The sequence below is a fragment of the Agrococcus sp. ProA11 genome, from assembly GCF_039880525.1.
In the GTDB taxonomy this organism is placed as follows: Bacteria; Actinomycetota; Actinomycetes; order Actinomycetales; family Microbacteriaceae; genus Agrococcus; species Agrococcus chionoecetis.
Genome location: NZ_CP156989.1, coordinates 2,466,104 through 2,492,024 on the forward strand (window position 1 = coordinate 2,466,104; position 25,921 = coordinate 2,492,024).

A 25,921-nucleotide genomic window follows, 5' to 3' on the forward strand; every position below is an offset into this window, starting at 1 on the left:
CACGCCGGTCGCCGCCCACCGGATGGAGCACACCATGAACTGGCTCGACAACCTCGTCAGGACGTTCCTCGACTTCGGCGCAATGTGGCAGGTCCTGCCGCAGATGCTCGGCACCGGGCTCGTCAACACCCTCATCATCTCGATCGCCGCGACCGTCATCGGCGTCGTGCTCGGCATGATCGTCGCGATCATGGGCATCTCGCCCTCGCGATGGCTGCGCGTCCCGGCGCGCGTCTACACCGACATCTTCCGCGGCCTGCCGGCGATCCTCACCATCCTGCTCATCGGGCAGGGCTTCGCCCGCGTCAGCCAGGAGTTCTTCGGCCCGTCGCCCTACCCGCTCGGCATCCTCGCGCTCAGCCTGATCGCGAGCGCCTACATCGGCGAGATCTTCCGCGCCGGCATCCAGAGCGTCGACCGCGGCCAGCTGGAAGCCTGCCGCGCGCTCGGCATGAGCTACGGCTCGGCGATGCGCCTGGTGGTCGTGCCGCAGGGCATCCGCCGCGTACTTCCCGCGCTCGTCAACCAGTTCATCGCGATCGTCAAGGATTCCAGCCTCGTCTACTTCCTCGGCCTGCTCGCCTCGGAACGCGAGCTGTTCCGCGTGGGGCAGGACGCGGCCGTGCTGACCGGCAACCTGTCGCCGCTCGTGCTCGCCGGCATCTTCTACCTGGTGATCACCGTTCCGCTCACCCACCTCGTCAACTACTTCGACGACCGCTTCCGCACCGGGCGCCGCAAGGCGGCCCCGCCGAAGAGCGGCCTCGACGAGGTGGAGGACTTCTCGCCCAGCCCGGCGCTCACCCACGGGAGCAACACATGACCTACACCACGCCCGTGCCCATCACCGATGGCCACCACTACACCGGCTCGAGCCTTGAGCTGCGCCACCTGAGCATGGCGTACGGCGAGATCGAGGTGCTGCGCGGCGTGAGCCTCGCAGTTCCTCCCGGCACCACCACCTGCATCATCGGCCCGTCGGGGTCGGGCAAGTCGACGCTGCTGCGCGGCGTCAACCGCCTGCACGAGCCGAAGTCGGGTGATGTGCTGCTCGCAGACGAGAGCGTGCTGAACCAGAAGCCCGATGAGATTCGTCGGCGCATCGGCCTGGTCTTCCAGCACTTCAACCTCTTCCCCGACCACAGCGCCCTCGAGAACGTGGCGCTCGCGCTGCGCAATGTGAAGCGGATGTCGAAGGCGGAAGCGCAGCGCATCGCGCGCGAGCGGCTCGAGGAGGTCGGGCTCGGCGAGCGCGCCGATCACCGACCGCGCGATCTCTCCGGCGGTCAGCAGCAGCGCGTGGCGATCGCCCGTGCGCTGGCGATGGATCCCGAGGTCATGCTCTTCGACGAAGTCACGAGCGCGCTCGACCCCGAGCTCGTCAAGGGCGTGCTGAACCTGATGGCACAGCTGGCCCAGCGCGGCATGACCATGCTCGTCGTCACGCACGAGATGGGCTTCGCGCACAAGGTCGCCGACCAGGTCGTCTTCATGGATGAGGGCAAGGTCGTCGAGGCCGGGCCGCCCAACGAGCTGTTCGAGAATCCGCAGAGCGTCCGCCTGCAGCGGTTCCTGTCGGAGGTGCTGTGATGCCGGGCTCCGAGACGCCCATCCGCACGGCGATCATCGGCTTCGGCACCTCCGGTCGCATCTTCCACGCGCCCTTCCTGGCCGCCGACCCCGACTTCTCGCTCGACGTCATCGTGACGGCTGACGAGACTCGGAGGGCCGCCGCGTCGGAGGAGTACCCGAACGCCCGCATCCTCTCGACACCGGCAGAGCTATGGGCCGAGAGCGAGTCGATCGACCTGGTCGTGATCGGCTCCCCCAGCGGCACGCACGCAGCGCTTGCGCGCGCCGCCCTCGAGGCCGGGCTCGACGTCGTCGTCGACAAGCCCTTCGTCGCGACAGCACGGGAGGCGGAAGCGCTCATCGCGCAGGCCGAGCGGCTCGGCCGACGGATCACCGTGTTCCAGAACCGTCGCTGGGATGGCGACTTCCGCACGCTGCGGGCGCTCGTCGACGACGGCGCGCTGGGCGACATCCGTCGCTTCGAATCGCGCTTCGAATGGTGGAAGCCGCAGTTGCGTGCCGGATGGAAGGCCGAGGCCACCGCGGCAGAAGCCGGCGGCATCCTCTACGACCTGGGCGCGCACCTGATCGATCAGGCGCTGCAGCTCTTCGGGCCGGTCTCGCACGTGCACGCCGAGGCCTCCACCCGTCGCGCGGGCGCCGGCGCCGATGACGACTCCTTCGTGGCACTGCAGCATGAGTCGGGCGTGATCTCACACCTGTGGATGAGTGCGGTCGCGCCGATGTGCGGCCCGCGATTCCGCGTGCTCGGCTCGCGCGCCGCCTACACGTCCTGGGGGCTCGACGGACAGGAGCCGGCGCTCATCGCCAGTGCGCGCCCCGGGGATCCCGGCTTCGGCGAGACGCCCGAAGCGCGCTGGGGCACGCTCGGCACCGACGCTGAGCATCACCCGGTGCCGACGCAGCGCGGTGATTACGGCGCGTTCTACCGCCAGCTCGCTATCGCGCTGCGCACCGGCGGGCCACTGCCCGTCGACCCCCGCGACGCCGTCGCGGCACTCCAGATCATCGAGCAGGCGCACGCCCTGGCAGCGCGCTGACCTTCGACCAGAAAGCGAACACCACCATGGCCAACAGCCAGCCCACCCACGTCGTCGTGCTCGGCGGCGGCATCCTCGGCGCGTCGACGCTCGCGCACCTCGCGCGCGCGGGCGTCCAAGCCACTCTCGTCACCGCGGGCGCCATCGCCGACGGAGCATCCAGCCGCTCGATCGCGTGGCTGAACTCCTCCGGTGCGCGCTCGGGCGCCTACCACTACCTGCGCCTGCTCGCGCTCGACCGTTACCGCACGTGGGCGGTTCGCCACCCGGAGAGCGCTTCGTATCTCCGGTTCGATGGCGCCCTGAAGTGGGCGGCGCCGGGCGAGAGCTTCGCGGACACCTACGCCTTCGAGCGCGCTGGCGGCTATGACTCCGTGTGGGTCGACCGAGCCGACATCAGTCGCGTCGCTCCCGACGTGGATCCGGACGCAGTGGCCGAAGAAGGCGCGATCTTCAACCCCGGTGAGGGCTGGGTCAACCTGCCGAACCTCATTGCGGCGCTCATCGACGAGGCGACCGCGCTCGGCGCGCGCGTCGTCGAGGAGGCTGGCGACGCCCGCGTCGACGCGCAGGACGGCTCGGTCGCGGGTGTGATCCTCGGTGACGGCTCGCGCATCGACGCGGACCGCGTCGTGCTCGCCACCGGCGGTGCCGTGCCGGCGCAGCTGCTGGCACTCGGTGTCGAGGTACCCGACGCCACGCCCACTGCATTCGTGCTCTTCACCGACCCGGTCGACGTGCCCGTCAAGACCGTGCTCAATACTCCTCGTGTGGCCGTGCGCCCCACGCCCGACGGTCGCCTCGTGCTCGACGCCGACTGGGCCGAGCAGTCGATCCGCGTCGCCGACGATGGCACGATCACCGTGCCGGATGCGTCGGTGCAGGGATTGCTCGAAGCGGCGTCGAAGGTGCTGGCGGGCAACCCAACGCTGACGGCGCAGCGCGTCGGCGCTGGGCTCAAGCCCATCCCCGGCGACGGCGACCCGGTTGCCGGGCGCGTGCCGTCGGTCGACGGGCTCTACACGCTGTTCACGCATTCGGGCGCGACGCTCGGACTCGTGCTGGGAGAACTGCTCGCCGAGGAGATCGCGACCGGCACCTCGTCGCCGGTGCTTGCGCCGTTCAGCATCGAGCGCTTCGCGACCGCGGAGGCTGCTGAGCCGGTGGGCACCGGAGCGTGGGTGCCGCTGCGGTAGCGGACGCGGCTCGGCGGCGATCAGCCAGCGATGGTTCGCGCGGTCTCGTCGCGAACGGCGGCAAGTGCGCCTTCGAGCATCCGCGCTTCGGCAGACGTCAGCAGCCTGCGGCCGCTTGGGCCGTCTAGGTAGAACTCGGGTTGACCGACAACAGCGCCCGCGTCGGCTCGATCCGACCCTGTGTCCACGAACCGCACTGCTGGCTGGACCGCGGCAGACCGCGAAGCGGATCGTGGCGCCTGTCTCTCCGAGCGTGGCCGGGGACGATGGCGAGGAGGTTCGGGCGCGACGATGTAGCCGGTTGCAGTATCGCCGTAGACCTCAAGCCGCTCGTCAGCATTAGCCCAGAGATACGCCAGCCACGCGCAGACGATGCCGTCCACCTCATCTTCGATGCGGTTCAACTCGCTGTGCTTTGTCGCCTGCGCCGCGACTGCACGGATCTCACCCCATCGGGGAGACTCGGCGACGCGGAGTGATGACTCTCCCTTGAGCAGAGTCAGCAACTGGCCGAACTGCTCCTTCCGGAACGAGAACTCGTACTTCGCCTTGTGCTTGTACTTCAGGATCAGGTCGAGTTCCCACAGACCGACCATCGCTGGATGCGGGTAGACCTCGATCGCGACCGCATCGCGCGGTCCGTCTGGATCGACCGGCAGGCCAAGCCGCTCAGCGATCACCGCTCCTCGTGGCGGGTTCATCTCAGGGTTGCCGAGGTTCGTGGAGTGCGGACTGGCGTCGTACCGCCCGAAAGCCGCGTGGATGAACGACTCGCACATCCGCCGTCCCACCGCGTTCGTCACGATCAGTGGAGCATCGATGGCGACCACGCCCAGCTGCGGCGCGTTCGCACGGATCCATTCGACGATCTCGTCGTCTCCGCCTGCGCTTCCCGATGCGAGCAGCCGGCCATCCGCGGCGACCACCCCGAGGCCGGTGCGATTCTTCGGACCCCACGCAAGGTCGATGCCGACGTGTACCGAAGCGTCCTCACTCATGGGCATCACGCTAGCGCCGTGGGTCTCTGTCGGCGGCCTGCCCGGCGAGTCTCGCGAGAGCAGCAACCAGATGTCTACTGGATGACCGCCGGGGTGACGCTAACGGCGGAGTGCTCAGCAGCGCGCGATCGCCCTCACCGGCGACCCGTCGAGCCGCTGCAGCCGCAGGGGCAGCGCGATCAGCTCGCACGTCTCCCCCGGCACCATGTCCAGCCCACGCAGGTTCTCGATGATGAGACCACCCGCGCCGAGCCAGCGATCGTGCACCGGTAGCACCGCGGGGCCGTCGTCGGCGTCGTCCGCGCCAGGCTCCGATGAGTCGGGGCTGAGCGTGTCGACGCCGAGCACATCGACGCCGAGCGCGAGCAGCGCGTCCGCGAACTCGACCGAGACCGCCGGGTGCCGCAGCATGCGGTCGGTGCCCCAGTGGGCATCCCACCCGGTGTGGAGGAGGGCAATCCGCTCGCCATCCCAGGCGCGCAGCTGCGCGTCGAGCCCGTCCACGCCGATCGTCTCGCCATCACCGACGGTCACCCGCAGGATGCGCGCGCGGCCCATCAGCCGCGAGGGGTCGATCTCGTCGATCGCCGCGCCGCCCGCGATGGAGTGCGACGGCGCATCCACGTGCGTGCCCGAGTGGGAGCCGAGCTGCAGCGCCGTCACGGCGAAGCCGTCGGCCTCGAGCGTGGTGGCCGGCGACGTCGCCACCTCCGGATCACCTGGATACAGCGGCATCCCCGTGACGATCGGATGCGACAGGTCGACGATCACGCGGCGTCGCCGTCGGTGACGCCCTCGACCTCAGCCAGGTTGCGCGATTCCACCGTGTCACCGGCACCGACGCGCGTCGCACGCGCCCAGACCCAGTAGAGGAGGAACGCCACGGCGAAGGTCGGCAGTGCCGCCCCAATCGGCGAACCCCACCAGAACGTGAGCGCGAGGTAGGTGAGTGCGCCGATGGCCCAGGTGACGATCGCCGCCCAGTGCACGCCGCCGGTGAACCAGTAGCGGCCGCCCTTGCGCTCGAGGATGTCGCGGCCGTAGGCGCGGCCGCGGATCAGGTAGTAGTCGACGATCATGATCGCGAACACCGGGATGAAGAGGGCGCCGATGGTCGACAGGAAGACGGTGAACTGCTCGAGCAGCGCGAGCCAGGTCGAGCCGATGATCGCGATCGCGCCGACGACGAGCGCGGTCGGCAGGAAGCGCAGCGGCTTGCGGGTGGGGAGCGCGTTCGTGAGCGACAGCGTCATCCCGTACATGACCATCGTGTTGGTCGCCATGACCGACAGGAAGATGGCGATCGCGAGCGGGGCACCGAAGGCCTCGATGATCGTCACCGGGTCGAAGGCGATGACCTCGCCGCCGGAGAGCAGCACGAAGGCGATCGCGACCGCGCCAAGCGTCATGGTCAGCGTCGTGGAGAGCGTGTAGCCGACGAAGGCGCCGACGCCGCCGGCGCGCTGCGTGCGGGCGACGCGGGTGAGGTCGGCGGAGAGCACCGTCCAGGAGATTGCCGTGGCGAAGACGATGTCGAACACCAGCGAGCTCGTCATGCCGAACTCGGGGTCGGGCTCGATCGCGGCGAACTCGGTGGGCGCGTAGGTCGTGAGCGCGACCACGAAGATGTAGGCCATGATGCCGAGGATCACGAACGCGAAGTAGGGCTCGATGCGGGCGATGCCCTCGTGGCCGAAGATCGCGAGCGTCACGACGATCGCCTGGCAGATCGCCGCCCACATCGCCGGGTTCGAGAAGCCCGTCGCCTGCGCGACGAGCCAGTCGATCGAGATGCCGGCGAGCATCGCCTGCACCCACGACCAGCCCATCAGCACGATGAAGTTCGAGATAGCGGGCACGATCGAGCCGCGAAGGCCGAAGGAGCCGCGCGTGAGCGACATGGTCGGCAGGCCGGTGCGTACGCCCATCACGCCGATGAGCGTCAGAACGACCGCGCCCATGACGGTGCCGAGGGCGATCCACATGATCGCTTCGCCGATGCTCACGCCCGGCACGAACAGCGTGCCGGTGAGGAGCGTCGTGACGACGAGGTTGGCGGCCAGCCAGATGAGCAGCACGCGGCCGGTGCCGCGGTTGCCGCGGATCGGGCCGAAGCCGCCGGAGCCCTCCTCGATCCGATCGAGCAGGCGGCGGCGATTGGTGTCGGTCATGGATGTCCTTCAGTGGTTCGTCGTCGTCGAGGAGTGCCGTCCCCTGTCGGTCGAGGAGCGCCCAAAGGGCGCGTCTCGAGACCAGTGTCAGTCATCGGCGAATGCGTCGCCTCACGCCCCGCCGTCGTCCTGCGCCGGAATCGGCGAAAGATGCTCGTGCACCGCAACCAGGCGCGCGTCCCGCCGCTCGAACACGATCGACTCGCGCTCACGATAGGTCTCGACCGCGTCCGGCTCTCCTGCCGTCGTCTCGAGCTCATGCAGGTAGACGCCGCCGTCGCCAATGACTTGCACGTGATCCCACAGCGTGCGGCACTCCTGCACTCGCCAGCCGCTCGCCTGCAGTTCGCGCCAGCCTTCGCGCCAGGCGTCGGCGCCGAGCAGCGGCGCAGTATCGGTGTGGAACGCGAAGGAGCAGTCGTCGGCGAAGCCGGCGAAGTACGCCTCCTCGTCGTTGTTGCGGAAGGCGCGCACGATCGCCTGGGCGGCTTCGCGGATCTCGTCGTCGAGGGTCATGGAACCGGTTTAGCGCACAACGGCCCATGCCCAGTAGTTGCGACCGCGTCCCACATTGGCCAGAGGTGCGCCACGAACGCGCAAGAACCTTCTGAAACGATGTGAGCTAAGTCTGTTGACGCGGCGCGGAACAGTCCTGTCGCTCATGCCGCGGCGACGGACAACCCCTAGGGCAGGGTGCGCCCTAGAGTCGCAGCGATCACACTGCCGAGCCGATGCCCCTCGGCCTTGTAGATAGGCATCATCTCGTGAGTGCCGTGGAACGTAGCCACCCGTCCCTCCGTATCGAAGATCGCGACTGGCGCTTCGCCTCGTAGGAGCACCCAGATGTGCTCCCAAGGCTCGAACATGGTCCTTGTCTCGTCGCGGCTCGAGACGAGCTCAACGCCACCCGGGAAACCCTCGATCACGGACGGTGGCAAGTACAGCTCGGACGTCTCGTCGAGTGCCGCCGTCGACGGTCGCACGTGCCGTGCGTCCCAAGCATGCTTGTCTTCCACTTGCGATTGGAGCACATTAGCGATCACCCGGTAGGTCAGCGACCGAGGTGTGGTCACGGCATGACCCTTAGCCCACCCGGCCGCAGACTCCACCCGCTTCACCAATGCGAAGGGCTCATCGAGTTGCAACATCTCGGACATACCAACCGGTCGCCAATCCCGGTCAGCGTGCACGTGCAGACTGCCGGGACGATTGATGTCGACCGTCGAGCCGAAGTCTCTCAGTTCTCCGTCGCGAATCCCGAGCGAGTCGTAGAAGCCACCCATCGGATGGTGTCCCCAAACGAGGAGGCGCGAGTTCCTTCGCGCCAGCGTCGACGCGAACCACCAGGCGAGCGCATTCTGACGACGTAGGTGTTTGCTCTGGGACTCGGTCACGCATCCACTCCTTCGCGGCGGCGCGCACGTCCTGCACGCGACAGCGACCCGGACATCATCGCCCAAGTCAGGATGCGACTCGACGCCGCGCCGAGGAGGCTGCGAGCCGACGACATTCGACTGAAGTTCTTCTGCCATCGCGCCGACATGCTCAACTCGCCCGCCCAGCGGGGACGTCGCCTTCGACGACGCCGTCTACGACCTGATTGAACAAGTCATCGACCGCCGCGCTGGACGGATCAATGGACGACTCATCATCGGTTGCACGAGCTTGGCTTGCGTCGAACATTGCATCCCACGACAGGTTGTGCTTCTCCGCGAGGTACCGCGCTCGGTAGAGCCTCGTCGCATCATCGGCAGCGCTCTTCAGCGCTTGGAAGCTCAACCCCGACGAGATGACGACCCCTGCTATCGGCACAGCGGTCGCCAACTTGGTATGGGTCAACTTCAGTCCCAACGTCGCGAAGATGCGCTGGATGATGATGACAATGGGGTCAGTGCTGAGTTGGGCCCATGTGGGGTTTCGCATCATCTGTTGCGATAGCCGTGAGACGCTAGCAAGCGCGGCGGTCCTGCTGCCGCTGGTTGCAGCCATGCTGTAATTGAGCACGCCGAGCAAATACAGTTCTTCCTCAGGCAGTCGGGGATCGTAACCATAATTCGCTGCAATCTCGGCGATCGTTCTGCCGAGCAATGCGATGGAAGCAATGGCATCCGCGGCAATGGCACCCAGTGCGACCAGTGCCGTCGTGCCGCCACTCACCGTTGCGCTGACTGTCAACCCGCTAACGACAACGGATGCAGCGCCCGACTCTGCAGCTCCGACGAACGGGGTAACAGTTCCGGGCCGATGACGATCGAGATGCTTCAAGTCGATCGACAAGAATGGCGATTCAGGGTCCGCCTGGGGGAAGGACTTGAGGACACGGCGCTCTGCGCGGTCGATCGATGCCGTTCGAATCGCGGGGATGAACACGGCGTGGAACGCGCCCTCAAGTGCCTTGCCGAGCGTCTCTCCACTCAACTCGAATACCGAATCGGCGACTTCGTTCTCTCGCACCCGAGCGACAGCGATGCCGACCGCGTGGGAGACACGCGTGACTACACGTGAGGCAGGCCGGCTTCGCCGCGCTCGCTCCCCCGCAACAAGAGCGGACCAAACCTTCTCTTCGTAAGCTGAAATCTGCGTCATGTACTGCGCTCCTCGGATCGGATCAGCCGCTGGCGCTATGCAATCAGAAACGGCCGACATGTGCGCCATCGGCGCTTGCGGAAGGGCTCACCCGCCGCCGCTTCGAGGCGCAACAGCGGCCTCTCGCCAACCCGGCGGACGGCGCCACAACGCAACACCAGCGCGACGTCCCTGACGTCTCGAGGTCATCAACTTGGCAATGGCGGCGACGACGTCGCAGCGACTCATGGCTGCAATCCAAAAAGGGCTCTTCGGACATTCGGTGGGGGTCACGCGGTGAGGCCGCCGGCGGCGAGGAGCATGCGGAGGCGGTAGTTGTCGCGGTTTCGGAAGCCGCGGGCGAGGCGGCGGTGGAGTTCGATGATGCCGTTGATGGCCTCGGTGCCGCCGTTCGATGAGCGGTTCGTGGTGAAGTACGCCAGGAACGCGGCCCGCGAGCGGCGCAGCGTCCGCCCGAGCCGCGCGACCTCCGGGATCGGGCTCGTGTGCAGGCTGTCCGCGAGCCGCTCGGCGATCGCGCGGCCCTCGGCGAGGTTGCCGGCGCGGTAGGCGGTGCGGAGGTCTTGCGCGCATTGCCAGGCGATGAAGACTTCCTCGTGGGCAGGGTCGGCTTCGATCGCGGCGGCGAGGCGGGCGAGCTGCTTGTCGGTGAGGTGCTCGGCCCCGGCGCGAAGGATCGTCTGGATGCCGTAGAGCGGGTCGCCCTTGCGGCCGCGGTGACCGAGCGTGGCCTGCTGCACGCGCCGGCGGACCTCGTCCACGACCTGGGTGCCGAGCTTGACGACGTGGAACGCGTCGAGCACGGCGGTCGCGTCATCGAGCCGGGCATCGATCGCGGTCTTGTAGCCGGCGAACGGATCCAGTGCCGCGACCCGCACGCCGCGCCGGAACGCGTCGCCGCGCTCGACCAGCCAGCCCGAGTAGGCCTTGCCGCTTCTGCCGGGCACGAGATCCAGCAGCCGCGCCCGCACGCGGCTCTGGCTGTCACGGGTGAGGTCGACCATGCCGGTGAGCTCGCGGGGCCCACGCCTGCGGCGGTCGACGTGGTGCCAGACGTGCTCGTCCACCCCGAGCGAGGTGACGCCGTCGAAGCGCGACTCGTCGGCGGCCAGCCGTTCCAGCTCTGGCCGGATCGCCCGCCAGAGCGTCTTCCACGACGTGCCCAACTGCCTGGCGATCCCTGCGATCGTGCCATGCTCGCGGCGCAGTTGCCCGATCGCCCAGTCGATCGCCCGGACGGTGATGGAGCCGCGAGGGGCGACCAGGCCGGGCAGCTGTTCGATGAAGACGCCGCGCGCGCAGTCGGGATCGGGGCAGCGCCAGACGCGCTGCCGCCAGAGGATTCGGACCCGCACGGTCCCTGGCGCGTCGTTGAGCATGCGCTTGCGGCGACCGTGGCCGACCGCGACGACACCGCACGACGGGCATCCGGCCGACCCATCCGCGCTCGAGACCGTCACGGTCATCACCCGAGCGCCGCGATCGACATGCTCGACCCGGACACACTCCAGGCCAAGCAGCAGATCGCAGCGCGAGCAGGGGTCGGTAGCGCGCGCGGCAGCGCGCCCCGTAGCGTGGAACACGTCGAGGTCCTTCGATCGATCGGGTGGTTAGCGCTTCCGATCTTCGGGGACCTCGACCCCTACCCGCGCGTCATCACCCGGCGCGCCCCTGCCCTACCGAATGTCCGAAGAGCCCCAAAAAGCCCCGCGACTCGTGTCGCCCAACCGGCGAAGGCATCGGGCTCGCCGCGTCCCGTCGCCTCGTTGCCTTCTGCGATGAAGGTGACCGCTCCTCGATTCTCATCGTTAGCGTCGACCTCCGCCCGGGAGCCCGCCGTTGTACGCCCAGACACTGCTCGTGGGTGAACTCGACCGGGTCAAGTCCCAAGTAGTGGTGTAGCGGTGTCCTTCGTTCTGGAGGGTTAGGCGGAGAGCTGCAGGACGGGGTCGGTGGTCACCTCGCTTCCGGTGTCGGGGACGAGGGTAAGGCGGCTCTTGGCGAGCACGTCGATGCCGAGGTATCGGCGACCTTCGGCCCATTCGTCGGTCTGCTCGGCCAGGACCGCGCCGACGAGGCGGATGATCGCGTCGCGGTTCGGGAAGATGCCGACGGAATCGGTACGGCGGCGGATCTCACGGTTCAGGCGCTCGTTCGGGTTGTTCGACCAGATCTGCTGCCAAACGGCCTCGGGATAGCCGGTGAAGGCGAGGATGTCGGCTCGGGCGGCATCGAGGTGCTGGTGCGCGTCGGGCAGCTTCTCCTCGACGTAGTCGAGCAGCCGCTCGAACTGAGCGTGCACGGCGGCAGCGTCGGGCTGGTCGTAGACGGAGTGCAGCATCGCCTTCACGGCCGGCCAGTAGCTCTTGGGCGTCACCGACATGAGGTTCGCGGCATAGTGGGTGCGGCAGCGTTGCCAGGCCGCTCCCGGCAGGTTCGCGGCGATCGCCTCCACGAGCCCGCGGTGGGCGTCGGAGGTGACCAGGCGCACGCCCGCCAGGCCGCGGGCGACGAGGTCGGCGAAGAACGTGTTCCAGGCCGGCCCGGTCTCGCTGGTGGCGACCTGCATGCCGAGGACCTCTCGGCGCCCGTCGCCGTCCACGCCAGTCGCGACGAGCACGACGGCGTTGATGACGCGGCCGCCCTCGCGGACCTTCATCGTCAGCGCATCCGCGGCGACGAACGTGAACGGTCCAGCCTCGTCCAACGGTCGGTGGCGGAACTGCTCGACGTGCTCGTCGAGCTCGGCCGCCATGCGCGAGACCTGCGACTTCGACAGCGAGTGGATGCCGAGCGTCTTCACCAGCTTGTCCATCCGCCTGGTGGAGACGCCCGCGAGGTAGCAGTCGGCGACGACCGTGATCAGCGCCGTCTCGGCGCGCTTGCGCCGCTCGAGCAGCCAGTCGGGGAAGTAGGTGCCTTGCCGCAGCTTCGGGATCGCGACATCGACCGTGCCGACCCGGGTGTCGAGCGGGCGATGCCGGTAGCCGGTGCGACGCGCGAGCCGGTCGGGGCTGGGCTGGCCCCATTCCGCGCCCACCACCGCGTCCGCATCGGCGGACAGCAGCGCGTTGATCATCGTCTGCAACAGACTGCGCATCAGATCCGGCGACGCGTCGGACTGAACCGTCCCCGGTTCTCTGCCGCTCCTATGCGGGTGCCAGCACCGGGTGTGATGGCGTTTCGAGGTCAGCGTAGTACGCGGCCTCGAACTCCTCGGGAGGGACGTCGCCGAGGGTCGTGTGCAGGCGCCTGGCGTTGTACCAGTCGACCCATTCAGCGGTGACCCATTCGACGTCCTCCAGCTGCTTGAGCGGACCGGTCCGGAAGGGCGAGTCGTCGCGAATCGCTTCGGTCTTGAACAGCCCGATCGTCGACTCGGCGAGAGCATTGTCATACGCGTCGCCGATCGAGCCGATCGACGCAGCGATGCCCTCCAGGGCGAGCGTCTCGGCGAAGCTCACGGACGTGAATTGAGACCCGGCATCGCTGTGATGGACCAGTCCGTCGAGCGCCGGGCGGCCGGCTCGGTCGCGCCGCCACAGGCCCATCCGCAGCGCCGTGGTCACCAACGGTGTCGTCTTCGTGGTCGCGGCCTGCCAGCCGACGATCGCGCGTGAGAAGCAGTCGATCACGAACGACACGTACGCGAACCCGGCCCAGGTGCGCACGTAGGTGAAGTCCGCCACCCAGCGCTGGTTCGGCGCGGGCGCGGTGAAGTCCCGCTCGAGCAGATCCGGTGCGCGCTCGGCGTTCCGATCCGGGACGGTCGTGCGCACGCCACGCCCGCGCACCCGGCCGTTGAGGCCGAGATCCCGCATCAGCCGGTCCACGCGCCGCTGGGACACGTCGTGGCCGGCACGTCGCAGATGCGTGGTCATCTTCCGCCGCCCGTACATGCCCTCCGGCGTGCCGACGGTCGCCAGCAGCGCGTCGATGACGGCCGCGTCGGCGAGGTCCCTGCTGCTCGGCTGAGCGTGCTTCCACGCCCGGTAGGTTCGCGCGGCGACCTCCACACCCTGCTCCCGCAGGACCTGGCAGATCGACTCGACCGCGCGGCCCTTGGCTCGCTGCTCGTCGATGAAGCCGACGATCAGCGGCGTCGGGGGTCGAGTTCCCCGGCGAAGAAAACCGCCGCGTCGCGCAGGATCGCGTTCGCCTCACGCAGCTCACGGTTCTCCCGCTCAAGCCGCCGCACCCGCTCCGACTCGCTCGTCGAGGCGCCCTGCCGTTCGCCGGCGTCGATCTGAGCCTGCCGCACCCATCGGCGCAGCGACTCGGCCCCGAAGCCGAGCCGTTTCGAGACCGTCTCGCACGCGGTCGTCAGGTTCGGGTACTCATCGAGATGGTCGAGCACGAGCCGGATCGCTCGCTGCTTCGTCTCCTCCGGGATCTGCTTCGGCATGATGACTATCTTCCTTCCAGACTCGAAAGGAACCGGCATCAAACCGGGGACGGTTCACAGTGCCGCCGCTGCTCCCGGTGCCACCTTCGAGGATGCAACGGAAACCAGCCTCGCATCGCATTCCAGCCAATCAGCCGAGCCGAGGACGAGCGACACGGATGCAGACGTCGTCGCCTGAAGTTAGCGAGCCAACATCCGGATGACCTCGGCCCACGACGGCTTCGGCCTAATCCGATGTCATCGGCTCGCTCCGGACTTGCCATGACGCCACGCGCCGTGCTCGATTCGACGAAGACGTGTCACTGCGCTGCCTCCTCTCTGGGCGCGATGGGGATCTTCACGTAGTGGACACTGAACGCGGAGCCAATGAGTCGGAACTCCTGGCGGTTACGGCCGAAGTCGAAGGGGTTGTCGCTCGGCTTCTGCCAGATGTCGAGGCCCTTGCCGAGGTCAACACGCCAACCGTGGTTGGTCTCGAGGCGGCGGTCGTGGATCGTATCGTCGAGCCGCACACCGAGGCGTACACCTACGGCGTCGGACGCGTCTTTGATCGACTTGAGCATTAGCAACTGGTTGTGCTTGAACTCGACCTTTGGCTCCTCGGTGGTGACCAACTCGACATCGATCTCGTCGGCGTCGTCCTTGGCCGCGGCGAGCAGGCTCAGCAGGTCCGCGAGGTTGCGCCCCTGGTGCGGCAGGCGGATGTACGGGTCCGTGATGGTGATCTTGGATGCGCCGCGAAGGTAAGGCAGAAGGAGTGCTTCGTAGGACACGCCCTTCTGGCCGGCCGTGAAGTCCCGATGCCCCTCGGCCAACGCTGAGGTAGCGGGCTCCGCGGGCTTGTCCGGTGCGGCCGCAGAAGAGGCGGTCGATGGCGCGGGCGTCGGGGTCGGATAGGTCGCTGTAGGCGCACCTGCACCTGAGCCGCCTTCATCGTGGGGCGATGAATCCCAGTCCCGTCGATAAAGCTGTGGGTACTGGTCCTCTTCAAGTGTGGTGACGTCGTGCCACCCGCCCGTCTTGTCGGCGTACCGGAAGTGGACGGAGGTGTCGCGCATCGTGGCGTCGATGCGAAGGATCGAGTCCTTGATGCGCTTGCGACCCTCGATCGCGAACTCGAGCAGCGCACGGATCTCGTCCTCGGTGGCCGCGCCACTCGGGTGCACAAGCTTCATTAGCCCCGAAAAGGTCTTGCGGACGCCGTCCTGGTCGCGCGTCGAGATCGAGTTGTCAAGTGCGAAGTACTCCTTGTACTTGTCCGAGAAGTCTTCAGACCGCTTGGCGCGCAGGATCTCGGCGAGGTAGTCGACGACGAAGCCGTATCCGGTCGAGAACATCTCCGAGCGGATCGGGGCGACCTCCCAGCCCGGGATGTAGTGGTGGATGCGGTCGAGCCAGGCCGGGTCGCGGTATGCGTCGGGCAGTTCGTCGAACAAATCGGTGTTCTTTAGCATGTACGGCACTGTGTGCGTGGTGTTGCCAATGAAGGCCATCGAGGCCTCGGCGCCGTAGATGCTCGTTCCTCGCGAGAACGACTTGTTCGCAAGGTAGTTCTTCATGACGTTGACAAGGTTCTGGTCGGCCCGTCGGATGGAGGCGAACTCGTCGAACGCGACGCAATCCCAGTACCCGACCAGGCCGATACGGCCGCTCGCGTTGTTCACGAAGAGCTTGGCGACGGTGACCTCGCCGCCGGAGATGAGGATGCCGTTCGGGGAAAACTCGCTGAACGTGTGCGACTTGCCGGTGCCCTTGGGGCCGAGTTCGACGACGTTGTAGTTGCGCTCGACGAACGGGATGAGCCGAGTCAGAGCGATAAGTTTGCCGCGTTCGTTGAACCGCTCGGGGTTGAGACCGATCGACTGCATGAGCAGGTCGATCCACTCGTCGGTGGTGAAGGCCTTGCGCGCCTCGTAGTAGTGGTCGATGTCGGCGCCGGCGACCTGAATCGGCTTGAGGCTGCCGAGAATCCACGGCACGACGCGCTGGTCATCGGAGTGGAAGTACTCGATGTCGCAGATGCACCACACACCGCCGACGAGGAGTTTGGGGTTGTGCTTAACCGTGACGTCGTCGATTATGACGCCCTTGACCTGGAGGTTCTCGAACTCCGCCTCGTGGACGTCGTTTTTCTCGTTGAGCGTGACCGTGACCTTGTCGATCACGCGATGGCGGCCCTTGCGGCGGATCTCCGACTTCACGAGCATGTGTTCGTTGCGGTTGACGTAATGGGTTGCGAGGATCTGGCGAACGCTGTCGATCCCGGCCTGAATCGTCGCCTCGTCGTCGGACGCGGCGTACTGGCCCAGCAGGTACTCCAGGACGTACGATGGCACCACAGCGTTGCCTCGGACCGCCTTGACAAGGTCCTTGCGGACGACGGCACCGGCGAAGTGCTCGTTGATCTTGTCGTCGAGCTCGGACTTCGCCGGGGCCGCATCGGTCGCCTCAGGAGCGAAAACATCGATCTCGCCGAGAGCGTCTTCGAGGTTCGTCACAACTCCCCCTAGAAGTCGAAGTCCGTCGTGAACGACCGTTTGATGGTGTAGTTCCCCTTCGAGAACGTCTTCCACTGTGTCGTGTTCGGGACCGGCTCTTCGAGACGCAGCTCGACGGGCCGATTGTTGTACCGGTCAGCGTCCTGGGTTAGGTAAAGCACTGCCTTCTGATACCGATCGCGCTGGTCGTCGGATGCACTGGTGAAGGGGAGGACGGGCTGGTCGGAGATCAGTATGTCGCCGACGTAAAGACCGAGGCGAACCTGACGCGGCTGGATCTTGTCCGTGACCGCCTCGCGCTGGAGCAGCTTGACCGCCAGCTGCCCGGTGGTGATCTTGTCGGTCTCGGGCATGAGGTCGACGTTGACCGAACGGATGTCGCTCTTGCGCTTCTTGTTGACCATGAGCACCGGGACGACGATCTCCTGAAGAGATGCGCCACCATGGACGTAGCGGGTGCCAGCGCCGGGTTGCGGGATGCGGTGGATCGACTTGGGAATCTGAATATCGAGGTCGCCCAAGAGCCCCGCCTGCGCCGAGGTGAACGTCATGAACGACGGGGATGGCTTCAGCGACCGGCCGAGAACGTAACGCCGGTTGATCTTAGTGACCGCGTCACCCCGGGGAGTTTCCGAGACGTAGTACGACTGCTCCAGCGGGATGTCCTGGTAGAGGAACCCGTGGTCGGCGGTGATCAGGATGTTCGTCGCGTTCGCGTTTGCCCACTTCTTGACGAGTTGGAGCAACTCGCGGAGGGCCTCCGCGGCGGCTTCAAAGACAGTCCGCTCCGTCGGGGCCTTGTCGCCCGCGGCGTCGATGCGGTCGTGGTAGACGTAAAAGATCTGGTGCTTCGTGTACAGCTCGCGAAGCTCGCTCCCCGGCATAGCCAGGACCTCGGCCGCGGTGATTGCGTGTCCCTTGACGGCTTGCAGAATCTTGTCGCGGTTCGCGGTTCCGTTCGTCGGCTTCCCGTCCGCGAGCACCGGCAGACCCGCGGGGCAGAGTTCCAGGCTCGACTGCGGAAGCAGCGACGCCATACCGAGCTGGGTGTAGCTCGGCAGTGAGCCGAGCACGGCCGAGAGTGAGGCGTCGAACCGGTCCTCGCTGCGGATCATCGACGCGAGTTCCTCGGCGATTTCGTGGCGCATGCCGTCGGAGATGATCACGACCGCTTTGGTGCGTCCGTCCCTGACGACGGGAGCGACGTAGTGATCAAAGAATTTCGCCTGTGGTGCCAGGGAGTCCGATTTCCACTCGCTCATGGGCTCAAGAGCCTGCTGCCAGAGCCCGCCAAAGTCGTAGAGGTACCTATTGGCATACTGCTTATCGACCTCGGCCTTAAGCGCTTCTAGCGGCTTCTGGAAATCGGCGGTCTGGTGGGCGTAGGTGAACCAGCGGTAGTGCTGGTCGATGCGGAACCAATCGGACTGGTACTTTTCCAGCCCAAGGGCGGCAGAAGCGATGGCGTGCGGCAGCGCAGCGATCGCGGCGAGCAACTCGGAGGCGCTCTGAATCGCTTCGTAGAGCTTGACGTACTTGGCGCTCCACAGGCTGTGATGACGGTGCCGAACGATGTCCGCGATCTCGCGGGGCGTCACCGACTGACCAGCGACGGCGGCGGCGAGGTCGACGATCACCTTGCGGTCAATCTCCTCAAAGATCGTGATCTTGGTCAGTTCGCGGTAGTCGCGATGCTCGATCTTCGAGTTCACGTCGAGTGCTTCTGCCGCGCGGGAGGCGAGCTTCTTCATCACGTCTTGGGTGCGGACGTCGTAGCGCAAGGCGTTGAAGTCGCTGCGGATGTTACGGAACTCGTCAGGGGTGGCCGACGCGAAGTCCTCGATGGCGCGGCCGAACATCCAGATGACGAAGTCATCGATCGTCGGCGTCGTGTTCCGGTACTTGTAAATGCTCGCGAGCCCGTGCCAGAAGAACTGGTCGAGGCCGAAGGCGACGAGGTCGTCGAACTTGGCTGTCTTCCCGGCAGCGTTCTCGACGAGAAGTTCGCGGATGATATCGGTCAGCTGGTTCCCTGACGCTCTGACAAGCACTTGGCACAGCTTGGCTCGCAGGCGGGCGGCGTCGTCTTCGTCATTAAGCAGTTCTTCCAGCGCCTGCTTCCGACTATTCGCGGCGAAGAATTGATGGTGCTGCTCGATCACCGGCAACAGGGCCGGGTCATTAAGGCCAAGTGACTGCTGGAGCATGGAGGTCTTGTCGGCCGTAAAGATGCCGTGGGCGAGTTCCAGATCTAGCAGCCAGTTCTCGGTGACACGCGGGAGGTCACCGGAGCGGTAGACAAGGTGCTTGTTGACGGGGTCGGTGAGGATGGTGTTCTTCACGCTGAACTCATTGTGCTGTAGACGGATGACGTTGACCGCGCCGAGATCGAGCGCATCTAGATCGGCGGCACACTCGCCGAGGGGATCGTGCCAGAACACAACACGTTGGGAGGCTAGTCGACTGTGGAGGGCGCGCTGGACGGCGCTCAGATCAGTCACTTGCAGCCTCCATTCCGACGATCTTTCTGAGTGCGGCGCCGAATTTCAGGTAGTTCGCCCGGACCCCGTCGTCGAGGTCGAACACGACGTTCTCGGACGCCTTCGGGAAGAGCGTGTCGTGCTCGTACTCGTTCAGCTCGACGAGGATCTTGCGAAGCCGATCCGCCTCCTTCGCGTTGCCGGCCCGCTCGGCCTGCTGAAGGGCCGACTCCAGCTTCGTCACGTACTCGCGCAGGTAGGTCAGCACCGTCGAGACTGTCGACGGTGTGTAGCGGTGCATGTAGATCAGGGCATTAAACGAACCCCTAGGACTGGAGAACTGCCAGTAGATCGGCCGCTTCTTGTACCGCTGCCAATGATCCTTATAGAAGGACTTCACGAAGTAACCGCGTAGGCTCTTCACCCCAAGCGAGTTGGCCACGAATCGGAGGTTCTCCTCGAAGTGCTCTTCGCCGAACGCGGCACGCAGGAACTGCCGGAACCGCTCGACGATGTCGTCCTCGAACCAGTCGCCGTCGACGATGGGGATGACGTTATCTGTGTCGGGCGTGAACGTCGGGTACGGAACCTTCGTGAGGTAGTCGTGCAACGTCGCGCCCTGGTCAGCAAGGATTAGCCCGGACTCGTCGAGGCTGTAGCGGCCGAACATGCAGCCGACTGCATAGGAGACGAGGTCCTCAGCCAACAGCCGCGCCGCACTTGCATCATTGCGGAGGTCATCATGGACCAAACCCGTAGGCCGCTGCTCCGCCAACGGGAAAACGTCGGGACCAACCGAACCTGACTCGCGGAAGTGCTCTTCAATGGTCCGCTCCAATTTGAGAACACGCTTCTCCGCTTCCAGACGCGCCGAGCGGTCCGAATCCAAGGCATCCTTCACCGACGAGGGTGCGTCGACCATTAGGAATCGATCGAATGACGGCGAAGTCTCGCGCCTGGCCCAGATTTCGCCTGCGGACACGAGGGCCGAGGTCACGCTTGAGGCAACTTCTTCGGGACGTGCAGGGTGAATCACGGGGATTCTCGCGACTGGACCTTCGTGATAATCGAGCGTCGGGGAGAGCGAGTCGATCAATCTCCGAGCGATCGGGGTGTTCAGGTATCCAAGAATCCAGTTGAGGTCCTCGTTCTTAAGTGGGAAGAGCATCGATCCCTTGGATTCGAACAGGAATCCCTCAGGTGAGACGCGGACCGCGAACTCGCCGGAGAGACTCGACCACGTCGCGCCGGCACGGAAGTAGTAGCTAGGATTCCGGATCACCGAACGCGGACGAAAGTTGAGGAGCGCCAACCCGTCGCTTTCCCAGTCAACGACTAGTTCGTCATTCCCCACCCACCGTCGGGGCGTACCGCCCTTCTGCACGGGGAACCATCGTGCACGCGACTCGGCAGCTTCCGCATGGCTGGCCGCAGTTCGGCAGGTCCGCGCTCTAGACACCTCCCACCAGAACCTGAGGAACCGGCTGTTGTCTCCAGTTGCCAGTCCTTGCCGAGTTCCTGCCAACGTCATAAGGCTAGGGTGGTCTCGGTAGATGTGCCTCTCACTGGCACTCAACCAGTAGGCCATCGACGACAGCGGCAACTCGGTGAGGTCGCGGGAGGTGACTTCGTGCCGAAGGGTCGAATCGGTGCCGGCCGCCACTACTAGCGCAGCTCTTGATTGAACGGCTTCTCCGCTTAGACCCGCCAGGCGGAGATAGACGCCGCGCGCTTCGCCCGGCTGGACATGGATCACGAACGCGGCGGTAGAAACTACCTCTCCGCCGATCGTGTCGAACGCCCCTGCTCCCAAATGCGCAAGCGTCGCAACGATGAACTCACGTAGAATCTTCTGCCTTAAGGCAGAAAAGGTGCTGAGGAACATCCAAGACTGCATCGTGATCATGGCCACGAATCCGCCCCTCGAGGCAAGGACGAGGTTCCGCGCGATGAACATGGAGTAGAGGTCAGTCTTCGCGCTCGGATACTTGGACTTCGCAAACTCGACCAATTGAGAAGACATGTTCTTGCTGCCCATGTAGGGCGGGTTGGCAACAACCACCGCGTACCTCGGCAACAGGTACTCCGCCTGGTGAATCACCTTCTGGGCTCGGTCAAGCGTATCGGCCCGAAGAATGTCGCCGTCGGCGTCGAGCGTCGCGAGGTGACACGCGAGCCGAACGGCCAGGGCAGGGTTGGGCTGAATCAGGGAGCCGAACGTGTCAGCCTCGGCAAACTGGTTCCAGAATGCCTCCTCCGAAAACCGGTCGCCGTCCTCCGTGACAAGGAAGCCCACCTCGTCGGGTGTGAAGGTAGTCGGGTACAGGACGCAGATGTTCGGCTCGACCGGATCCTTGAGGAAGAGTTTGCGCTTAGCGGCGGCCTTCATAGTCAGGGCGAATGCGGCCAGTGCGCCGGCGCGGGGGTCAATCTCGATGCCGTAGAGGTTGTTCGTGAGGATCAGGCTGGGAATCTTCGACGGCGTGTAGCCCTCCTCCTCATAAATTGCGTAGAGGAGATCGAAAGCGTACGTGAGCATATGACCCGAGCCGCACGCCGGATCGATCACCTTCAGTTCCTCCGGCTTGGTGATTTTGTGGAAGTCGGCCTCCTGGTCAACCGGGGCGATGTAGTAGTCCAACTGGTCGATGAGGCGAGACTCGGGATGGTTGAGCATCCACAGGCGACCCAAGGAGTTCTCGACGAGGTAGCGGACGATCCAGTGCGGAGTGAACAACTGCGTCGCGGCGGGGATCTCGTCGGCGCCGGCCCGCTTCCGCTCGGCGCCTTTCGCTTTGAACCCGTCGAACACTTCCTGCTTCCGCTCCGAGATGTAGAACTGGTAAAGCCAGCCGATGACCTCGACGTCCTGGCACACGTCCTCGGTGAGCACCTTGACGGAGCGGCTCAGGACAGAGTCCTCGGCGAGCAGGTTGGCTGGGATGAGCAGCTCGGTGTAGTCACCGTCGCGCTCGAACATGAAGGGCATGGCCGCATTCCAGTAGCGGCAGTAGTCCGCGAGAAGTAGGGCGTATGACTCCGCTTGCGCGTCGACGCCAGGTCGTGGCTGGCGGGTGCCGTTGAGCAGTCCGGTGATGGTTGCGGAGTGCGCTCCCTTAACCACGACACTGTCGACCTGGCCGCGCTTGGCTGCGGCGAGGACCGCGGGCTGGCCGACCTGATCGGCGGCGGGCGAGACCACGCCGATGCCGGTATAGCCGTTTGCATCCATGAAGCGCAGGGCGATGATGCGGTTGAACCACGTGTAGGCGACCTTGTCGGCCACATGCGCCTTGCCGTTGTCGCCACCGCCCCCGCCGGTGATGGCACGTTCCAGCGCTGTCACGGCCCAGCGCTGCTCGACCCTCTCCGGTGACCCCTGGGCCAGCACGGCGGTGATGCGCGCGCCGACTTCGCGAATCAGTTCTGTGCGCGCCGACGTGGCGAAGGCCTTAAGCGGTGCGGTGTCCATCAGAGCGTGATTCGCTTTCCGTCGCTAAGGGTCGCGATGAGCGCGGTGCGCAGGGCGGCAAGGTAGTTGTCGACATCGGATTCGGATTCGAGGATGCCGGAGACGCCGGGGGCGCTGATCGTCTTGACCGACACGATCGGCGTGGGCGCCGGAACGTCGTCGCCCACCCCCGGCTGCGTCTCGACGAGACGACTCAGCAGCGCCGGGTAATCATCCTGCTCGAACGTTGCTCCAACCTGGAGGATGAGAGCGATCTGAGTCTCGCCGCCGAGTCGCACGAGGATCTGGTCGATGCGCTCTACCACGCTCTCCTGCGCGAGTGAGCTGGCGTTGGCGTAATAGACGCTGCCGAGGATCTCTGCCTTGCGCCCCTCGATCGCTGCGGTCACGTCGGCGCGGTTGCCGGAGACGACATCGTCGATCTGACCCCGCAAGGCGTCCGCAGCCAACTTGAGCTGGTTCATCTTGTTGCCACGGAAGGCGTTGGCATCAGAGAGCAAGGCCTTGGCCGAGTCGGCACTGCCTACGGGAAGGTAGCCGAGGTTCCCAACGTTGGCGTTGAGGAAAGTCTGCGCCTCGTCAAAGATCTTGGCTTGCTGCCCGTTGAGGAAGGACTTGATCGGGTCGACCAGGTCCTCCTTGGCGTCGATCAACTCCTCACCCTTGTCGAACTCGCTGAGGTACCAGTCGACCTGCTTGCCGACGACCTCGTCGAGCAAGGCGACGACGCCGGAGAGCTGGTTGACGAACGGGTACCGGCTGCTGCTCACGAGGGCGTTGAGTTCGTCGCGCCTCGACGCGAGCCGGTCCTTGCCGAACCTAGCCAGTTCGGCGGGGTCACTTGGTACGGCACCCTCGTCGAAGAAGTCGGTGCAGAACCTTTTGAAACCCGCAACCTTCGCCTGGTCGTACGCCTTCTGCGGAGCGACGACGAGGTGCTGGTGCTTACCCGTGTTGCGGATGAGCGACGATGCTTCGGTCCGAACGACCGGGTTCGAGTCGACGCTGAGCGCGACTTTGCCGTTGCCGACGAGCCAGCCCAGCACGACCTCGATGGAGCCGAGACCCCAGCCGTAGGGCTTGGTCTCGAAGCGGTCGACGATCTTTTTGATCGTCACCTGTTCACCCAGGCCGGACCGGGTGATAATCCAAGACTCCATCTCGGCGCCCGGCGACTTGAGCGCGCTTAGCGTGGCCGCGTCGAACAGACCCTTGTCGTTCTGGACTACGTTGGCGACCTGCTGCTCGGAGAACACCTTGCCGCCGAGGAGCCCAAGGCTGGTGTACGTGCGGCTCACGAGTTCCTGGAACCCATCGGCCACGCGCATGGCGGCATCCTGCGAGCTGGAGGTGATTTCAGCGGCGTTGATGATTAGCTGCGCCTTGCCGACAGCCTGCCGGAGGCGCTCGACGAGTTCCTTCTCGCGGTCCGCGTTGAGCACATGCTTCGACTGGAGGATCGCCTGCATCGATGGCGTGGCACCGGAGTTGGTGCGCTGCTTGGTGTACTTCTCCGTCTTGAGCAGCAGGCGCAGGTCGGCAAGCAGCCGCTTGTCGCGGCCGAGGAAGACCCGCAGCTCGTCCCTACCCATGCTCTGCGCTGCAATCTCGGAATCGCTGTAGTTGGTCTCGGGCGTGATGAAGTGGATGGTCAGCTCACGCTGGTTTCCCTGCACTGTGTCATCAAGCTTGTAGCCGAAGGAGAAGTCCTGGCCGTTCTTCGCGTACTTCAGCTTGTTGGTCTTCAGGATGTCGGACGAGAGGTACCGGAAAAGCTTGCTAGAGACCTCGGACGAGTCGACGTCGACCGCTTTGATCTCCTTCTCGATCTCCTGCTCCTCGTTGGTGAGGTATTCGTAGACGTTGCCGTTGCGCTGGACGTAGGACTGTGCCTCAAGCAGGTTGAGCGCGTCCTGCACTTGCCTGCCCCGCCCGGCGAGGTCGAGCCCGAAGCGGTCGTAGACGAGCACGGTGAGGTTGCGGGGCGTGGCCTTAAACGTGTCGACGTACTTGACTAGGAACAGCGCCTTAAGCAGCCGGTTGGCGAGGATCGTGACTTCGGAACCAGGTTCGGGCAAGTGCTTCTCGGCCTGGAGGATAGCGCTCTGGGCAGCCGACTTCAGCGCGGCGCTGATACCCGCGAACATCTGATCAAAGGTCGCGAGGTAACCCACCTGCTCTTCGCCGATGCGCTTGGCGACCTCTTGGACTACGCCGAGCATCGAGCGCTCGCCCACGGAACTGTTCTTGCCCTCGAACATGTTGTGGTCGGATAGGCCCTCGATCGCGGCCTGGAACATCGGGATCTGGTAGGTGACGAACGGGTAGGTGTTGATGAAGCGGGCTTCGTCGACGTAGTTGCGGTAAGTCTTCGCGCCGTCGACGAAGTTGAATATCGTCGGGAAGTTCGCCGCTTCCTCGGAGTAGATCGACGTGAGGGCGGCAGCGCCCGCGTCGCTCTTCTCCAGCAGACGCTTGCTGATGACCTCCTCGACGTCCTGGCTTGTCAACTTCACCTTCGCGCTGAACCGAGCCTGGATTTTGGAGAAGTCGTTGCCCTGCTGCTTGGTGCGGTCGCCGACGACCTTGTCCATGTCCTCCTGCGACGTCACGAAGACCCACGCCTGCCCCTTGCACTTCGTGTTGAGGGACTCGGCGATCGTCTGGAGGTTGAGCATGAGCTTGACGTCGTCGGCGATGAACTGGCCGACTTCGTCGACGAAGAAGTTGAGCCGGAAGCCCGCTTCCTGCTTGTCGATCCATGCCTTGACCGACGTGGCGAAGTCCTCGATCGAGACGGCGTAGGAGTTCTGGTACTGCGCGATGATCCCGGGGTTCGCCTCGCCGTTGACCTCGGCGAACGCCTTGTCGATGTTGTGACCTTCCAGGGCGGTTTGCTCGCGCCCCCGGGACCAGTCGACGCCGGCGTGCTTGGCGAAGGCCGCCTTGAACGCCTCGTACTGGGCGCGCCGGTCAAGATCCTCCTCGAACCGGGCGACAGCACCGTCGTTGCCGAAGTAGCCGCGGCTTTCGTCGAAGACCTTGACGAAGACCTTGAGCAGGGCGTCGGCCTGGTCCTTGGCGATCAAGGTCGCTTTCTGGTCAATGTTGAATAGCAGGCTCTTAGCCGGGATGGCTGCGGCCTTCTTCAGTGAGGCGATAAGCATCGCGTCGTCAGTCTTGCCGAGGAAGGCCTCGCTCACCTTCTCGCGGGGGAACGCCTGACCCTCGACATCGCCGAGGAGGTGGGCAAGCATCTTGAGCAGGTGAGACTTACCGGAGCCGAAGAAGCCGGAGATCCACACGCCGTTCGCGTTCGTGTAGTTGGTGTATTGCTCCAGCAGCGGCGCAACACCCTTCGCGGCGTCGTTGGTGAAGACGTACTCCTCAACCTCGATGCCCAGGTGGTCTCCGTCGTCAGCCTTGACGACGCCCTCGATCGAGCGGGTGACATCCTTGAGGAAGATCTCGTTGAGTTTCAT

At 65.4% G+C, this 25,921-nt stretch carries 16 protein-coding genes and 1 pseudogene; 4 read left to right on the forward strand and 13 right to left on the reverse strand.

From position 1 onward, the window contains the following. The first annotated feature begins 34 nt into the window (after positions 1-34). Genes ABG090_RS11825 through ABG090_RS11840 form a run of 4 tightly spaced genes read left to right on the forward strand, consistent with a single transcriptional unit; the run spans position 35 to position 3,829 of the window. Complete coding sequence (locus ABG090_RS11825) at positions 35-823, forward strand: amino acid ABC transporter permease (protein ID WP_347754728.1); 789 nt, start codon at positions 35-37, stop codon at positions 821-823. Next, positions 820-1,590, forward strand: coding sequence for an amino acid ABC transporter ATP-binding protein (locus tag ABG090_RS11830; RefSeq protein ID WP_347754729.1), 771 nt, complete (start codon positions 820-822; stop codon positions 1,588-1,590). The genes ABG090_RS11825 and ABG090_RS11830 overlap by 4 nt, the downstream gene beginning before the upstream one ends. Continuing rightward, the gene (locus ABG090_RS11835) at positions 1,590-2,633 is read left to right on the forward strand and encodes a Gfo/Idh/MocA family oxidoreductase (protein WP_347754730.1); all 1,044 of its coding nucleotides are present in this window, start codon (positions 1,590-1,592) and stop codon (positions 2,631-2,633) included. Before ABG090_RS11830 ends, ABG090_RS11835 begins: the two co-directional genes overlap by 1 nt. A 26-nt stretch (positions 2,634-2,659) precedes the next feature. Further along, complete coding sequence (locus ABG090_RS11840; protein WP_347754731.1) at positions 2,660-3,829, forward strand: FAD-binding oxidoreductase; 1,170 nt, start codon at positions 2,660-2,662, stop codon at positions 3,827-3,829. 20 nt (positions 3,830-3,849) lie between these two features. Here ABG090_RS11840 and ABG090_RS11845 read toward each other — a convergent pair whose 3' ends face one another. From ABG090_RS11845 to brxC, 13 genes and pseudogenes are all read right to left on the reverse strand, one after another. Then, positions 3,850-4,827, reverse strand: coding sequence for a DUF429 domain-containing protein (locus ABG090_RS11845; protein ID WP_347754733.1), 978 nt, complete (start codon positions 4,825-4,827; stop codon positions 3,850-3,852). 114 nt (positions 4,828-4,941) lie between these two features. Continuing rightward, positions 4,942-5,598: a cyclase family protein gene (locus ABG090_RS11850; protein ID WP_347754735.1), complete on the reverse strand. Its 657-nt coding sequence runs from the start codon at positions 5,596-5,598 to the stop codon at positions 4,942-4,944. After that, positions 5,595-6,998 carry a cytosine permease gene (locus tag ABG090_RS11855; protein WP_347754736.1) on the reverse strand — a complete coding sequence of 468 codons (1,404 nt, stop codon included), beginning with the start codon at positions 6,996-6,998 and terminating at the stop codon, positions 5,595-5,597. Before ABG090_RS11855 ends, ABG090_RS11850 begins: the two co-directional genes overlap by 4 nt. A 111-nt stretch (positions 6,999-7,109) precedes the next feature. After that, positions 7,110-7,514 (reverse strand): nuclear transport factor 2 family protein, encoded by a 405-nt coding sequence (locus ABG090_RS11860; RefSeq protein WP_347754738.1) that lies wholly within the window; start codon positions 7,512-7,514, stop codon positions 7,110-7,112. Between the two features lie 167 nt (positions 7,515-7,681). Further along, positions 7,682-8,392, reverse strand: coding sequence for a hypothetical protein (locus ABG090_RS11865; protein ID WP_347754741.1), 711 nt, complete (start codon positions 8,390-8,392; stop codon positions 7,682-7,684). 151 nt (positions 8,393-8,543) lie between these two features. Beyond that, complete coding sequence (locus tag ABG090_RS11870; RefSeq protein ID WP_347754744.1) at positions 8,544-9,584, reverse strand: EcsC family protein; 1,041 nt, start codon at positions 9,582-9,584, stop codon at positions 8,544-8,546. A gap of 269 nt (positions 9,585-9,853) precedes the next feature. Then, the gene (locus ABG090_RS11875) at positions 9,854-11,050 is read right to left on the reverse strand and encodes an ISL3 family transposase (protein WP_347754746.1); all 1,197 of its coding nucleotides are present in this window, start codon (positions 11,048-11,050) and stop codon (positions 9,854-9,856) included. A gap of 458 nt (positions 11,051-11,508) precedes the next feature. Further along, positions 11,509-12,705, reverse strand: a pseudogene (locus ABG090_RS11880) (IS256 family transposase); the annotation flags it as partial. Positions 12,706-12,733: 28 nt separating this feature from the next. Then, a protein-coding gene (locus tag ABG090_RS11885) for an IS3 family transposase (protein WP_347754749.1) occupies positions 12,734-13,989 on the reverse strand; the annotation gives its coding sequence in 2 pieces (ribosomal slippage) (positions 12,734-13,719 and positions 13,719-13,989; 1,257 coding nt in all). A 299-nt stretch (positions 13,990-14,288) separates the two neighbouring features. Then, positions 14,289-16,487: a BREX system Lon protease-like protein BrxL gene (gene brxL, locus ABG090_RS11890; RefSeq protein ID WP_347754751.1), complete on the reverse strand. Its 2,199-nt coding sequence runs from the start codon at positions 16,485-16,487 to the stop codon at positions 14,289-14,291. Positions 16,488-16,495: 8 nt separating this feature from the next. Next, positions 16,496-18,988 carry a BREX-1 system phosphatase PglZ type A gene (gene pglZ, locus ABG090_RS11895; protein WP_347754754.1) on the reverse strand — a complete coding sequence of 831 codons (2,493 nt, stop codon included), beginning with the start codon at positions 18,986-18,988 and terminating at the stop codon, positions 16,496-16,498. Beyond that, entirely contained in the window at positions 18,981-22,439 is a 3,459-nt protein-coding gene (gene pglX / locus ABG090_RS11900) for a BREX-1 system adenine-specific DNA-methyltransferase PglX (RefSeq protein WP_347754756.1), read from the reverse strand. Before pglX ends, pglZ begins: the two co-directional genes overlap by 8 nt. Then, complete coding sequence (gene brxC, locus ABG090_RS11905; protein ID WP_347754759.1) at positions 22,439-25,921, reverse strand: BREX system P-loop protein BrxC; 3,483 nt, start codon at positions 25,919-25,921, stop codon at positions 22,439-22,441. Before brxC ends, pglX begins: the two co-directional genes overlap by 1 nt.

Excerpts from the sequence above, each read along its gene's own strand:
- ABG090_RS11835 (WP_347754730.1), top strand. The coding sequence starts at position 1,590 with ATGCCGGGCTCCGAGACGCCCATCCGCACGGCGATCATCGGCTTCGGC.
- ABG090_RS11845 (WP_347754733.1), bottom strand. The coding sequence starts at position 4,827 with ATGAGTGAGGACGCTTCGGTACACGTCGGCATCGACCTTGCGTGGGGT.
- ABG090_RS11830 (WP_347754729.1), top strand. The coding sequence starts at position 820 with ATGACCTACACCACGCCCGTGCCCATCACCGATGGCCACCACTACACC.
- brxC (WP_347754759.1), bottom strand. The coding sequence starts at position 25,921 with ATGAAACTCAACGAGATCTTCCTCAAGGATGTCACCCGCTCGATCGAG.
- pglX (WP_347754756.1), bottom strand. The coding sequence starts at position 22,439 with ATGGACACCGCACCGCTTAAGGCCTTCGCCACGTCGGCGCGCACAGAA.
- ABG090_RS11870 (WP_347754744.1), bottom strand. The coding sequence starts at position 9,584 with ATGACGCAGATTTCAGCTTACGAAGAGAAGGTTTGGTCCGCTCTTGTT.
- ABG090_RS11855 (WP_347754736.1), bottom strand. The coding sequence starts at position 6,998 with ATGACCGACACCAATCGCCGCCGCCTGCTCGATCGGATCGAGGAGGGC.
- ABG090_RS11860 (WP_347754738.1), bottom strand. The coding sequence starts at position 7,514 with ATGACCCTCGACGACGAGATCCGCGAAGCCGCCCAGGCGATCGTGCGC.
- ABG090_RS11875 (WP_347754746.1), bottom strand. The coding sequence starts at position 11,050 with ATGACCGTGACGGTCTCGAGCGCGGATGGGTCGGCCGGATGCCCGTCG.
- ABG090_RS11825 (WP_347754728.1), top strand. The coding sequence starts at position 35 with ATGAACTGGCTCGACAACCTCGTCAGGACGTTCCTCGACTTCGGCGCA.
- ABG090_RS11840 (WP_347754731.1), top strand. The coding sequence starts at position 2,660 with ATGGCCAACAGCCAGCCCACCCACGTCGTCGTGCTCGGCGGCGGCATC.